General features: G+C 64.0%; 11 protein-coding genes and 1 pseudogene. 5 read left to right on the top strand and 7 right to left on the bottom strand.

The features are described from left to right. Positions 1-605, top strand: a 605-nt coding sequence (locus tag ACLQ29_RS31860; RefSeq protein WP_425775080.1) for an SMI1/KNR4 family protein, incomplete at its 5' end; no start/stop codon positions are given. Between the two features lie 230 nt (positions 606-835). On the opposite strand, the gene ACLQ29_RS31855 is transcribed toward ACLQ29_RS31860, so the two are convergent. Then, entirely contained in the window at positions 836-1306 is a 471-nt protein-coding gene (locus tag ACLQ29_RS31855; protein WP_425775079.1) for a hypothetical protein, read from the bottom strand. A 234-nt stretch (positions 1307-1540) separates the two neighbouring features. On the opposite strand from ACLQ29_RS31855, the gene ACLQ29_RS31850 reads away from it, so the two are divergent. After that, positions 1541-2104, top strand: coding sequence for a hypothetical protein (locus tag ACLQ29_RS31850; protein ID WP_425775078.1), 564 nt, complete (start codon positions 1541-1543; stop codon positions 2102-2104). Positions 2105-2201: 97 nt separating this feature from the next. On the opposite strand, the gene ACLQ29_RS31845 is transcribed toward ACLQ29_RS31850, so the two are convergent. The 3 genes from ACLQ29_RS31845 to ACLQ29_RS31835 form a co-directional block, all read right to left on the bottom strand. After that, a complete protein-coding gene (locus ACLQ29_RS31845; RefSeq protein ID WP_425775077.1) occupies positions 2202-3140 on the bottom strand; it encodes a hypothetical protein in 939 nt (312 codons plus the stop codon). A 656-nt stretch (positions 3141-3796) separates the two neighbouring features. Next, positions 3797-4735, bottom strand: coding sequence for a hypothetical protein (locus ACLQ29_RS31840; protein ID WP_425775076.1), 939 nt, complete (start codon positions 4733-4735; stop codon positions 3797-3799). Between the two features lie 140 nt (positions 4736-4875). Further along, positions 4876-5172, bottom strand: a complete 297-nt coding sequence (locus ACLQ29_RS31835) for a hypothetical protein (protein ID WP_425775075.1) — start codon at positions 5170-5172, stop codon at positions 4876-4878. Positions 5173-5987: 815 nt separating this feature from the next. On the opposite strand from ACLQ29_RS31835, the gene ACLQ29_RS31830 reads away from it, so the two are divergent. Continuing rightward, on the top strand, positions 5988-8387 hold the full coding sequence (locus tag ACLQ29_RS31830; RefSeq protein ID WP_425775074.1) for a hypothetical protein: 2400 nt from the start codon (positions 5988-5990) through the stop codon (positions 8385-8387). A gap of 417 nt (positions 8388-8804) precedes the next feature. On the opposite strand, the gene ACLQ29_RS31825 is transcribed toward ACLQ29_RS31830, so the two are convergent. Continuing rightward, a complete protein-coding gene (locus tag ACLQ29_RS31825) occupies positions 8805-10028 on the bottom strand; it encodes a helix-turn-helix domain-containing protein (RefSeq protein WP_425775073.1) in 1224 nt (407 codons plus the stop codon). Positions 10029-10198: 170 nt separating this feature from the next. Between ACLQ29_RS31825 and ACLQ29_RS31820 the strand changes: the two genes are divergently transcribed. Both ACLQ29_RS31820 and ACLQ29_RS31815 read left to right on the top strand, forming a co-directional pair. After that, complete coding sequence (locus tag ACLQ29_RS31820; RefSeq protein WP_425775072.1) at positions 10199-10459, top strand: hypothetical protein; 261 nt, start codon at positions 10199-10201, stop codon at positions 10457-10459. Between the two features lie 327 nt (positions 10460-10786). Beyond that, positions 10787-10954, top strand: a pseudogene (locus ACLQ29_RS31815) (IS701 family transposase); the annotation flags it as partial. A gap of 26 nt (positions 10955-10980) precedes the next feature. Here the strand turns inward: ACLQ29_RS31815 and ACLQ29_RS31810 are convergent. Next, positions 10981-11982, bottom strand: coding sequence for a hypothetical protein (locus ACLQ29_RS31810; protein WP_425775071.1), 1002 nt, complete (start codon positions 11980-11982; stop codon positions 10981-10983). A 161-nt stretch (positions 11983-12143) separates the two neighbouring features. Beyond that, positions 12144-12377 carry a hypothetical protein gene (locus ACLQ29_RS31805; RefSeq protein WP_425775070.1) on the bottom strand — a complete coding sequence of 78 codons (234 nt, stop codon included), beginning with the start codon at positions 12375-12377 and terminating at the stop codon, positions 12144-12146. Between the last annotated feature and the right edge of the window lie 491 nt (positions 12378-12868).

Here is a 12868-nt window from a genome sequence, read left to right as displayed (position 1 = left end):
CGACTAAACATCAACAACCAGCGAGGGGGTCAAAATTCGGCCGGAACAGAGGGGTCAACCTTCAGCCGGCGTTGACAATCTTCCCGGATCTCGACCCGGACGCCTTCTGGGACGACAACGAGTACGCGCTCGACACCTACGTCGACGTGCCTCCGTCGCCCGCGTTGATCGATTCGGTCGAGGCGGAACTGGGCTACCGGCTACCGGCGTCGTACGTGACGTTGATGCGGTCGCATAACGGCGGGATGCCGCACCACAGCTGTTGTCCGGCACCGAACCCGACCACGTGGGCCGACACTCACGTCGCCGTGGACGGGATCATGGGGATCGGACGGGAGAAGCGCTACTCGGTGGCAGGCGAGGCCGGCAGCCGATTCTGGATCGAGGAATGGGGCTACCCGCCGATCGGCGTGTACGTTGCCACCTGTCCATCCGCTGGACACGACATGATCGCCTTCGACTACCGCGACAGCGGCCCCGACGGCGAACCGCGAGTAGTCCACGTCGACCAAGAGTGGGACTACCGGATCACGGTGCTGGCACCGAGCTTCGTGTCCTTTGTGCAGGCCTTGCGGCCCGTGGGCGAATACGAAGAAGAGGATTGAAGCTCCTGCACGCCGACACTGCCCAGTGAGCATGACGAGGAGTATCCACACACCGGCATGACCGGCACCGGCTTCCTGCGATCGTGATGACGTCACGTTGCGCGCGATCGGCGGCAGAAGCGGACGTGGGCGGGCACGCGTCACCGTGAGCGTTCTCCGGCATCATGATTGTCGCCGACGGCTTCACCGGACGCATGGGCGACAGTCGTACCTGAGCGGATGCGGCGATGCTACCGAGTGCTCTCCCTTCGCATGGGTTCCACGCCGGCGGCCGGCACCATCGCGATCACGTAATCCTCGGCCAGGTCCGGCTGCACGTCGACCATCGTGGTCCTACCGACGTAGCGGACGACGAACGTAATCTCGCGCAGCCACATCTCGTCGTAGTCGGCAAGACTCTCTGGCACCTCACCCACGAGTCGCACTTCGTCACCCGGCTTCAGCGGGGCATCTGCCGGAGCCTCATCGCGTTGGATGGCCGTGATCGCGTGGATGAGAGTCTTCAGCGGTTCGGTGTCCGCGCCGTGGTGAACCAGATGGCCCGCCTGGCCGAAGATGACATCGCCCTGGGACCTGCTCAAGTCGGCGAGCGCCTCGGCCGCACCGGCCGCCAGGGCCGGACTCCCCGACGTGTCGAGTTGCGCCGCCAACGCCAGGAGCAGGCGATCGATGACAAGTTCCGTAGTCTCCTCGTCCGTCACCCGGCGAGCCTATGACCCCGCCGACGGCACCGTTGTCGGCCAGCGCGTGCGGGGTCAACTCCGGTGTCATGCAGACAGCGAGTCCGTCGGCATCCGCTCATCGGCATGAGCGGACACGCCCTACCGCCGCCGCGGAGCGACGTTGACGTCTTCGGGTCCGCCGAAGAGGTCTCCAGCCTGAAGGGCCTGCCGGCAATCTTCGACTTTGACTGCGGCGAGCCTTAGGGTCCAAGCGTGACGACGGAGCCAGGCACCTATCACGTGGCGGACAACTCGCCCGTGGCGTTCGTGGATGCCCTCGCAGCGTGGATACCGCTCGCCCATGAGGAGTTGGTCACGACGGCACGCCGGTACAACGCCGTTATCAAGTACAAGCATCTCGGCGAGCACGTGCAGGAGCGGTCAGGCATCCGTACGCGCATGTTGCTGACCAACTGGATCGGGAAACTCCTCGAAGAGGTCGCTATCTTGGCAAAGGCCGCAGGTGGCCCGCCGATTACGTCGCTGTGCGTACGTCAGGACGGCACGATCGGAGACGGCTACGCCAAGGCACCAAAGTCCGTCATGGATGTCCCCGGCGAAGATATCGAAGTCTACGCCGCCGAGCACCGCCTGCTGTGTTACCGGGCTTACGACGCTGTCGGCCTGCCTGCTGACGGTGGCCGACCTGAGCTGACCAAGGAACTGGCCGAGCGCCGGGCAGCTCGCAGGGCTGCGACGGAGCCTATACCCCGACCCCGCTGCCCGACCTGCTACACCGAGTTGCCCGCGTCGAGCCGCTGCGACTACTGCGCATAGGCTATGGGCCGGCCGAGGCCCGCGGCACTGCCGCACCGCCAGCGGAGCGCCATGAACCAAGGCTCCGAGGACGAGCGACTCTGGCAGTGATGGACGCCTACCCCCACCAGCGGCGCCGATAGACCTGGACTTCACGCACCGGCATCTCGGACCAGTGCAGCGGCCGGTCGACGACGGGTCGCGCGAGGTAAGGGGTGATCCGGTCGCGTTCGTGTTCTTCGGCGAATCGTTCAGCCTGCATGGTTTCACCAGCGACGTCGAGAGCTTTGATGAGTTGCACGACGAGGAGGTCGAGGCGGTGGTTCTCCGCTTCAGCGGCCGTGAGGCGCTCGTGAGCTACAACGGCACGGTGGCCGCACCATTGCCGCAGAAGTTCATGCTCGGGCCGAACATGCTCGCGATACCACCGATACTCCCATTCCGGACTGGACTTCTCGCCCTTGTGGATGGGATCCGGGCCGCCGTGTTTGCACTTGTGCCGGGCGGCCGCCTCCTCCTCGATCACGTGTTCCAGGATGATGTGCGAGTGGGCTCGGCAGGCGGCCTCCGCGATGATGACAGCGCCGGCGGGCGAGACGATCGTGGCGTCATCGGTGGTGAACCACTGAACCGTCGCGAGGATCTCCTCTACGGGCACCTGAAGGATGTCGGTCAGCTTCGCGCGATCCTTGATGATCGTTGCGTTTTCGACCGGACGCCAGTCCAGCTCTGCCACATCCTCAGGGATGAGGGCGCAGTAGACGGTGAGAACCGCGCTCCGCTCGACGGAGTCGAGCTCGAAGCCGTCGATGCGCTGCCAGTCCGCTTGCCGGGCGTCGTAGGCTTCAACGTCGACCCACCGGGCTTTCAGCCGGGCTGACGACACGCTTTGCAGACGGCGGCCGGCGCCGTCGCCATCGAGGAACTCTACCTCGATGCTCGCACTGGCCTTCTTCGGCGTGACAGCCTTGATGCGCACGCGTTCCGACGGCGCCGTGTCCCGAGACCTGTACGCCCAGTCGTCGCCGACGACGTACTGCGATGCATCGAACGCCACCTGAACCGCCCTTCGCATGCTGCTCCTGCCATCTCGCAGTGTGGCCCGCTCGCGCAGCGCTCGGACATCAACTGATGGCCAACGCTCACCAGATCGTGAGGGTCTCTGCCGAGAACGAAGCTCGTCGGCATAACCGACCGATGGATGACATCGCGGTGAGTGGTTGGTGCTCGACGCCGGCTGCGGCAATGAACGGGGCTCACCGTGGCCGCGCTCGCCGGTCGGCTTGAGATTCAGCCTCCTGGCGGCCGCGATGAGGTCGTGAACGCGCTGCTGGCTGAAGACTTCCTCATTACTGCCAGGGGCCTACGGGTTCGCGGCGGCACTATCGGGACGGTGGCGACGCCGGGCTGCTGTGCCGGGCTGGACGCGACTGGGCCTAGGTGTTGACCGGCAACTCGCCGTGGCTGGGACACGACCCGAGGCGACCGGGGCATCAGCCACACTCGCCGTGTCCGCCTCGGTGATGTCGGCGGAATACTCTCGCAGGAGGCCGTCCCAGACGACCAGCCAGGATCCGTAGACCTGCTCGCCTGGCCCTTCCGGCCGGGCGAAGAACCAGACGTGCATGTGAGCGCTGCCGTCGCCGATGCGGTGAACATGGCGCGTATGCCCTGCTCCCGGCCGTCCGGCTTCGAGCCCTTCTCGTGCCTGTCTTACGCGTTTTCGGTCTGTGCGCCTGGTCCCGGATGGTCGTCGACGGCACCGCCGACCTCCGCGCCGACGGGGTCCGGTTGGGTCGGTACGGGAAGGCCGTTGTCGTCTTGAAGGCCATTCGGTTCGTGCCGGCGGACCGCAGGCGGCGGCATTGGCGGCGCCGCGAGGACAAGCGCGACGAGCAGCAGCGTGGCGAATACCAGCTCGACGAGGACCGCAGGCACCACGATCTGCGGACCGGGATCTTGCCACCAGTGATCGCCCACGCTCGCGATAACGCCGGCCAGTACCGGGGTCAGCAGGCCGTAGGCGAGCATCCCGTACACCACGAACGTCAGCGACCGAACGCGCGAGGTCCGCGTCTTGTTCTCTGCCGCGTGCTGGCGCCGGGCCCGTCGCCGCCAACGGGCGAGGACTAGGACAGCGAGGCCAAACAGGACCGCCACCGGCACGGCCCATACGACCCACAGCCAGAGCATTCGAGGCGCGTCATCTGAGACAAGTCGCAGGTACCGGTCTGCCGTCATCGCTAGCAGCAGGCAGATCCCGACTGTCACGCCGTAGATCATCCCGGCCGCGATGCGCGGCAGGTTGACGATCGCCGGATCCGGCTGGGCAAGTTCGGGCCGCTGGCCCGTGGTCGTCTGACCTGTGCTGGCGTCTGGCGGCGGTGGTTGCTTGGTATGGGTGTCGAGGTGGGCTGCCAACAGCCAGCAGATGCTGGATACGACGCCGGCGGCGCCGACGCCGAGCATGCCGCTGGCGAACATTCCGTCGGTCCAGACCCGGGCGCATTCGCCGTCGTTTCCGCTGCCAGTGACATGGCTGAAGAGGTAGCTGTCGAAGCCGAGCACGATGAAGGTCGGGCTCAGCACCGCCAGCGCCTGGGTGTAGCGGCCACCCCTCATGGCAAACAGCATCACGATGCCAGTGAACACGAAACCAGCGAGGACGCCTGCGAACTGGGAGTTGGTAGAGGCCGAGGTAATGATGCTCCACCCATGGCTTGCGCACGCTTGGGCCGGATCCATACGGACAGGATCGGGAACAACCGCGATGGGGAGTAGGTGCCTGACCGCTACCTGACACCCCAACCGGTCGCGGCACACGGTGGTGGGGTGTACACCACCGTCGGAATGGCCACCGGTGTGGTGATCACCGATGCGGTCAGGGCGACATTCACCGGGGTCGTCGCGGCGCTGGAGGTGTATCGCTGGGCTGCGGGGTAGGTGCTGTAGTTGACCTGGCATAGCTGAGCAGTCGGCTGGTAGTGGCTCCGGCCGAGAGTTTCCAGTAGAGGTTCGCGGTGCCGATGCTGCTGGCCGGCGCGCTTCAACGAGAGCAGGAGGATCTTGCGCGGTAGTTTGGCGACCATGGCCGAGCGATTTCGGACGTTTCGCGCTACATCTACGTCGGCACCGAAGGGTGCTCGCGATCATCCCGATCGGTCGCGGGTTCGAATCCCGTCAGCTCCACAACATGGGGCTGTAGCTCAGCGGTAGAGCGGCGGGCTGTCTTCCCGAGGCCGGAGCGGAGTTCCGCTCCGGCCTCGTTCGTTCGCAGCGCGGGCCTTGCTCAGCAGCTCGGTGAGAGCCCGCGCCCTCGCGGAACGCTTCCTCGATCACTTACTCTGCGTCGGACCTTCGCCGGCCGCTCCGAGCCTCGGCCGTGACGTGGTTGACCAATTGACCACAGCAGCAACCGGCCTGGCCGCAGCCGGTTTGCTCCTATCGATGACAGGGCTCATGCGGGGCAAACGTGGGCACACGCAACGACGTGCATCGTGACCGCCCCTTGTGCATCGTGACCGCACCTTTGCTCTATACGGCGGGCTGGCGTTCATCAACAGCCAAGATCCTCTCGCCCTAAACCCCGGCGAGCTGGGCAACCTCACGCTAGGGCGCGCTTCCGCGCCGACCTGGATCCTCCTCGGCCACATAGCAACAGGGGCATATCGGGTGGTTTGCCTGCATTGTTACTAGTCGACCAACACGCGTGGAATAAGGAGCCCTCAGCGGCGCACAGCATTCTGAGAGGGCTCCTCCCTGGTCGGCAATTCCGGTAGCGTCCCGCTATCGTCCTGCACCGTTGAGTGACCGGCCATCACCTTGAGTTGCGTCACCGTGCGGTCTGCGGTCGGCTCCGAATATCGCGGAAGGGGTGTCCGTGGCGAGAACTAGGCAGGCCAGGGTGGTACTGGCTTGGGCTGACGTCGCTGCAGCAGCGGAAGATCTTGACGAAGACCTTCGCGGCCTCCTGCGAACTTTGGTCGATGACCATCTCCTGGAGCTCGGTGCACAGGAAACCCCTGGCCCACCAGGGCCGTGGTTTCTGCGGAGCCTGGAACTTCGGGGGCACGTGGGGGTTGGCGAAGTTCCCCTCATTTTGAAATTCCCGCCCGCAGCCGGGATCGTCGTGATTTCGGCTCGGAACGGCACCGGTAAGACGAGCGCTGCGGATGGACTCCGGCACGTGCTTAGCGGAGGTGTCTCTCGAAAGTACGAGCTTGCCGAAGCGAATTTGCACTTTAGCGATCGTCTCATCAAGGCGGTCGTAAGCAATGGTCAGGACGATGTGACGATCAGCTGTCGTGGCAGCGAGAACGTCCGGTGGCAGCTGCCCGACGGCACCGACCGGCCAGTGCCCCGAAGCTGGCACGCCGCGTACGCCCAGTTCAACCCAGTGCTGCTCTATCCGGAGATCTCGCCGGTCATCGACAAGCCGGGCCTGTTGCACGAGTTCCTGAAGGGCGGCTTGCCCCTCGACGTGCTGACGGTGCTGCTGGAGTTGGTGGACGAGGTGCGAACAGCTGGCCGCGCTGCACAAGGACGAGTCAAGGACGTCTACAACGCGACCCTCGCCCTAATCGAGGGACTCGCGGCAGCCAAGACCCTAGTTGACCTGATGAAGTTGCAAGGCCCGTTGCCGGCACCTGACCAGGTCCTCAATCTGAGGTCACTCGCGGCTGCGCTACCGCGAAGCCAAGCACCGCGCCCGCATCTACCGCGCGAGTGGGTCGTTGACACAGTCGCTGTTGAGCGACTTAGTGATGCGATCCGCAGGCTGCAGGCTGCGCGGGTTGCGGTAGTGCCCGGTGCTGAGGCGGTACAAGCCGCACTTACAAGCCTGGTGGACGGCGAAGGCAAGCATCTCGAGGACCTGCGGGCTGCCGATGTCTGTCCTGTCTGTGGCACCCTCGCCGCGAGCTGGTTCCAGACCGCCCGCACTGCCGCCGACCGTCTTAAGCTTGAGCTTCAAGCGCTTCGTGAGGCAGAAAGCATCGTTCGAGCTCAGTGGCGGCAGTTAGCCGCGACCGCATTACCTAGCCATCTTGCCGCCGATGCCCGCAAGATGCTTCAGCAGCATTTCCCGGATGAGGTCGGCGGATTGATCAATCGGTGGGACCAACTGGCCTCCCAGGTCGCCACCGTTCAGGGGGAGACAGTGAGTACCGACGCCCTCACAGCGCTTGCCGCTGAGTCAGCTCTGATCGCCGCTTGGTACTCCGACGCGAAAGCTAAGGTGATCGCAAACCACGAAGAGTCCGCCGACGAATGGGCGCGGGTTCGGCAGCAGATCGACCAATGGCTTCGGATAGCCGAGCAAGACCGCGTTAGCTATACCCGGGGATTGCACGCCGAAAGATTGGGCAAGGTCGTCGAACAGTGGACAAGGGATACACGCACCGCACTCTTCGATCCAATCTCGGCGCGGGTAGTTGAGTACTGGGCAGAGTTAAATAATGACAGCGACCTGCAGGTCACGCAGGTGAAGCTAAGTGGCGGAATCCGTCAGGCGCGCAAGGTGGTGATCAGTCTTGCTTTTGGTGACACCAAAGTTGCACCAGGGCCGGATGCCCCAAAGGTACTCAGCACGGGCCAGCGGAACGCGCTGACACTAGCGACGTACCTTCCCCGCGCGACGCAGCCAGATAGTCCTTTTAAATTCCTCGTGCTCGACGACCCGATCCACGCTTTCGATGGAGATCGAGTTAGATACCTAGCCCGAGTTCTCGGGACACTATCGAAGTCGTACCAGATAATCGTTCTCACTCATGACGAGCGACTGTGGCACGAACTCCGGGCGCTCGACGAGCACCCCCTCCACATCCGGCTCACCCGCCCTCCAGGCAGCTCGTCGACAGTGCAGGTCAAGGACGTTACCTACCCTGGTATGGGGCTTCTCGAGGACCTGGAGCGGGTGCTCGGCGCCGAGGCCAACAAGCCCCTCGGTACCGAAGCCGCCCAGGTCATCATGATCCTGACGATGTGCAGACAGGCGCTTGATACGGAGGTCGGGACGCAGGTCGAGATTCTTGGGCGAAGGGCGGGACTCTCTTCGGAGCGGATAGCTGCTGATCGCGAGCAGGCTGGCGACACTCGTAGTCAACTTGTGCTGCTTAATGACTACGCCGCAAAGGTCGGCTTGCCTCCGTTGGTTCTTGATCAGTATGAGTCAACTATCTCTGCTCTCAACAGGGCTGCGCATGGTGGGGCGCCGAGCGCACCCAAAGCTTCTCAGTGGCGCGCTTGGATTAACGATGCGCGCAAGATGCTGAAAGTCATCCGCCGGATGGATGCAGGCTCCTAGTGGCTAGAGTCCGATGGCCGATTGCCGCTATGGATGATCTTGTGGCAGCCTACGATGCATGGCCAGGTCCCGCACACGATAAGAGCCTGCTGCACGCGCTAATCTTGCGTGTGCAGATTGAGCAGGTCGTGGCCTCCCTCCCGGCTAACGTCATCGCGGCTCCCCCAGATATCGGTAGCGTTGAGCGCCGCCTCATGCTGGCAGTGGGAGAACCAGGGCTTGATCGGAACGACCGGAAGCGACGTCTTCGAGTTGTCCGTAGCGGCGTAAGCAGCTATAAGCAAATCTGCGACGTGCTCCACGGGCGGAATCCAGCCCAACACGTCTCTCCGCGGCAATTGGAGCTGTGGTCTGCAACGGCCCGGGACCTGGTCGATGAGTTCGTAAAGGGCTGACTAATCCGAGGTTATGCGGAGGCTACGTCAGATCAATGTCGGGAGGTAGAGTTGGGACTGCAAGGCTCATATTCTCCAGCCAGAGCCGGTGACCCCGAAGCATGTCGATAGCCCTTGCGAGATCGTTCGCCAACATGTCTGTGCGAAGTTGGCGCGTCCGTCGCATCTCTTCTTCCTGTTCTGGGATCGAAGGCTCGGCCATTCGCTTAAGTTCGGCCACTGTGTCGTCTCGAATAAGCCGGTACCGGCGCACGAGAGCATCATGCCGCTGATACGCCGCGACCAAATCATGGGCCGACTCCCATTCTCTAGACGCTGCCCTGTAGTCCGTCTCATCATCGACGCCCACCATGCCCGGCCCTGGGCGTGACTCGCCCACGAACCACTTGGCTGCATTCCATGTAGTGGTGGCTTGTCGCGGAGCTACTCGCGTAGCTGCTTCCTTCCCGACTGGATAGATCAGGAGAGCTGGTGGCACATTCAGGGCCATTGCCAGTACTATGAGTTCTGGCACGGTTACGCTGACTCGCCGGCCAGTTTCGACGTTGGCGATGATGTTTCGAGGGATAGGATGCCCTACTGCTGCACAGCGGTCGGATAGCTGCTGGGCACTGAGGCCGCGAGCCTTTCGCCAATCACGAATCTGCGAGGCTATGGTCTGATTGGTTTGCGCGCTCCAGGACTCACTCACATCTTCATGGAGACCATGATTGCGTGGAGTGACTGCTTCAAAACTGTCCGTATTGTAGTGCGCCGCACCGAGGGGTTGGTGTGTCACGTTGACACAGTAATTGGTTCGGGGTAGTGGATCAACGCAAGAAGCGCGCAGAAATCCTCGAAACCGCTCCACGGTGACGCGAGACGGAGTTGCGCCCGACTTCTGCGGGGTGGAATGATCGGCTGAGGATCCGTGCAGCGGTTCCCGTTTATCTGTTCGAGGAGGTGGGCCCAGCACGAACCTGGGGCTTGACCAGGGGCTTTCCGGATTCGCCGGCGCCAGGATGGCTCCGGCTGTGGTACCCAGCGCTCCGCCGGCGTGGACGACCTCGGGTGGCAGATGGTCGATCGCGAGGGGGCGCAGCGGGCCTGGCTGCCCTCGGGCAGCAGTAGAGCGCGAGAAAAACGTGGTGGCGCAGCAGTAAGCTTGCTTACCACCACGCCACCACCAACAAGATCTAAACCCATCAGGATCAACTTTTCGACGAGCGTTCCTGCGGGTCCAGACAATGCCCGTTCTACCGGGCATACATGCGAGCGGTTGTCCTCGGTGCGCTTCTGCGCACCGGGGCCACCGGTGGTGCATGTGTGCACCACCGTACAGCAGTACGCGCGTCCTATGCCACCTTCAAGCGGCTGACCAGGGGTTCGTACGAATGCTGTCGACCTCGGCGGAGCGGGCAGACAAGGAGTCTGTCCATGACCACTAACCGAGCCGATGACCAGCAGGTTGCCGACAATCAAGCAACGCTGCCGCAACCTGTCACGAACGACCTGAACTCGGTCGCCGATCCCGTCTACCTCTGGGGCCGGGTGGCTGCAGAATACAGCGAGTGCTGGGCCGAGTTCTTCAAGGCCGACCAGGCGTGCTGCGAGCACAACTGGCCGCCGCTGGACGAGGACGACACTCGGTGCTTGATGTGTGGCCTCGAATACTGTGATTGGTCTGTCGACGCCTAAGGTCGAGCCACCTGGTGGCCGGTGTGCTTCGGCATGCCGGCCACCCTTTTGCCCGGACGATCCTCTGAGGTCTACGTGTCAACAAAGGACACGTTGATCAGCGATGTTCGTGAGGACAACCGAAGATGGTGCATTGGCCGTGGGCGACAGCGTAGACCCTGCTGGGTGGCGGGGCATAGTGAACGAGCCGGTGACGTGCATCGGGGGACGGTTCGCGCCGCGAAGCCACGCCGGATCGTCGGCAGTTCCTGGAAAGGCTGCGGTCGGACGCGGAACGCAAGACCTGCTGGTCGCTCGCTCAACGCGCCGGTCACGGCGATCCGCAGGCGATGCAGCGGCCGCTGCTGGAGCAACGAAGAACTGTTCCAGCCCGGCAAAGGCCAGATCGGCCTCGGCCACTACCAGGTCCGCAACTGGATCAGCTGGCACCGCTTCATCACCCTGGCCATGCTCGCCCTGGCTGTCCTGGCCATCCTCGCCGCCACCGCGCACGAGCCCACCTTCGTGTGATTTACGTCCGGCTACAGCGAGTTGCTGTCGAGGGACAGCCGCTTAAGCATCCCCGCGGTCGCGACGATCAGCATCTCGGCGTCCTCCCGGGTGTACTCGAAGTCCTGCGTCACCTCGTCCTTGTGGCCCGCGCCGCTCATGGTTGAGAACAGGTCCTCCACCATGAACGCCCACCGCTCGTCATAGGTCCGCTGCCGCGGGGCCTTCGTCTTCGCCGCATTGAACAGCTTCAGCGTTCCGTACGCGTCGCGGACCTGCTCCACGGCCTTGCGCGCCTCCACGATCGCCGGTTCGATGTTGCCCTGCCGGAGCAGCTCACGAGCCGCCCGCAGCGCCGCCACCGCGCCGGTGTAGTCAGCGCCCCTCGCCAGCGGCACCAGCAGCTCAACGAACGCCCCCGCATCCACTGCGGCCACCTGCGAGGCCCACTCGCCGGCGTTGATGTCGAACCTCAAGTCCCCCGTTCGCTGACTATGCAACGGCCGCTCAAAGGTCACCTTGGCATTCAGCACCAATCGGCCGTACTCCGCCCCCAGCGCCTTCCTGAGCCACGTCAGTTCGGTCGGCTTGCCATCGCGCAGCGCCGCCACATCCTCCAAGGAAACCTGCGGGCCCTGCTTGTCTGGGTGGACCGAGTCGGCCTGCCGCTCCACGGACGAAACCGACAGCTTCAGGTTCACCCACAGGTCCCCGCCTGCGCGCAGCTGCTCGACGGCGCGCAACTGCTCGTCGGTGACGAAGCCCGACATCTGCACCTGGCCTGCCTGGACGAGCGGTGTGACCAGGCTCGCCGCGTTGAGGACGCACAGCATCCGCTGCCGGCGCATGATGTCCTCGACGTACATCTGGGCGCTCACCCGATACGGGACACCCGGCGCCAGGTCCTGCGCCTTGCTGATCCTCAGCGTCACCTCGACCTGGGCGCCACCGGCACCGGGATAGAGACGAAGGACGCGCCGGGCCGGCTCCAGCTGGAGGGAGTCTCCGTTGCCGAGGTCGATGACTGCATTCATGGCTCAACCTTTTCTCTGGCGCCACCCGTGGCGCTACGACGCGAAAACCCTAGGCGACTCGGCGGCTAGAGGCGAGGACGTTAGCCACCATCTGTCGATTGTGGATTTCGCACTCCCATCAAGATGTTTGATCCGGGCTGAACAGGAGGACGATCTGGACTTTACTTCTGACCGGCGAGCAGGTCGGAGAGCCTGCCCTCGAAGTGGCGGACCCACATGGCCTGCGACTCGGTCGGGCGCTGGCGCAGCATGTCACCCCGGCCCCGGGCCCAGGCCCAGGCCCGCAGCAGCTGGCCGTACAGCCGGTCCATGACAGCCGTGAGGTCGCCGCGGAGTTCCACGCTCGTGGCGGGACCAGACCACTCGAAGACCCGATAGGCGTCCTGGTCCCACATTGAGTCACAAACTCTCCTGATCAGCAGGGCTCTTAATGGCCGCGCGGCAGACGGCCCAGGCGCGCGATGCGAACAGCGACACCGGAAAGGTGCCGGGCCGCAGCCGGCATTCGCATCTGCCCGGCGGGTCCTGCGCTGGCCGTCGCCGCCGCATGCCGGCTGCGTCAAAAACGGTCCCCCCGAGTCAGATAGCCGACTCGGACAGGATGCGCTGCACCTGCCAAGCACTTTGATCACAAACTGTCAGTGTTCGGTTCGAATTGTCAGCAGGGAGCAGCGAGGGTTCTGCACTCGTCGGCGCGTTCTCTCCCAGGATGCCCTCGCTTGGCGTTGAGGTCGGTTCACAGTCAGGCATCGTCTCTACTTGGTCATTGGCGGACCGCTCTGCGATGAAGATCTCGGAACATGTCTCTAATGCGGTGTCACCGGCCAGGTTTGGCGGCGACGGCCGGGACAACAGTTGGACTGGTGAGCGAATCAGCGCCTTGGGC

This window comes from Micromonospora sp. DT228, assembly GCF_049841595.1.
Lineage (GTDB): Bacteria > Actinomycetota > Actinomycetes > Mycobacteriales > Micromonosporaceae > Micromonospora.
This window is presented reverse-complemented; position numbering and strand designations above follow the sequence as displayed.

Coding starts and splice junctions, on each gene's coding strand:
- ACLQ29_RS31835 (WP_425775075.1), bottom strand. CDS start 5,172: ATGGTCGCCAAACTACCGCGCAAGATCCTCCTGCTCTCGTTGAAGCGC.
- ACLQ29_RS31825 (WP_425775073.1), bottom strand. CDS start 10,028: ATGCCCGGTAGAACGGGCATTGTCTGGACCCGCAGGAACGCTCGTCGA.
- ACLQ29_RS31820 (WP_425775072.1), top strand. CDS start 10,199: ATGACCACTAACCGAGCCGATGACCAGCAGGTTGCCGACAATCAAGCA.
- ACLQ29_RS31810 (WP_425775071.1), bottom strand. CDS start 11,982: ATGAATGCAGTCATCGACCTCGGCAACGGAGACTCCCTCCAGCTGGAG.
- ACLQ29_RS31805 (WP_425775070.1), bottom strand. CDS start 12,377: ATGTGGGACCAGGACGCCTATCGGGTCTTCGAGTGGTCTGGTCCCGCC.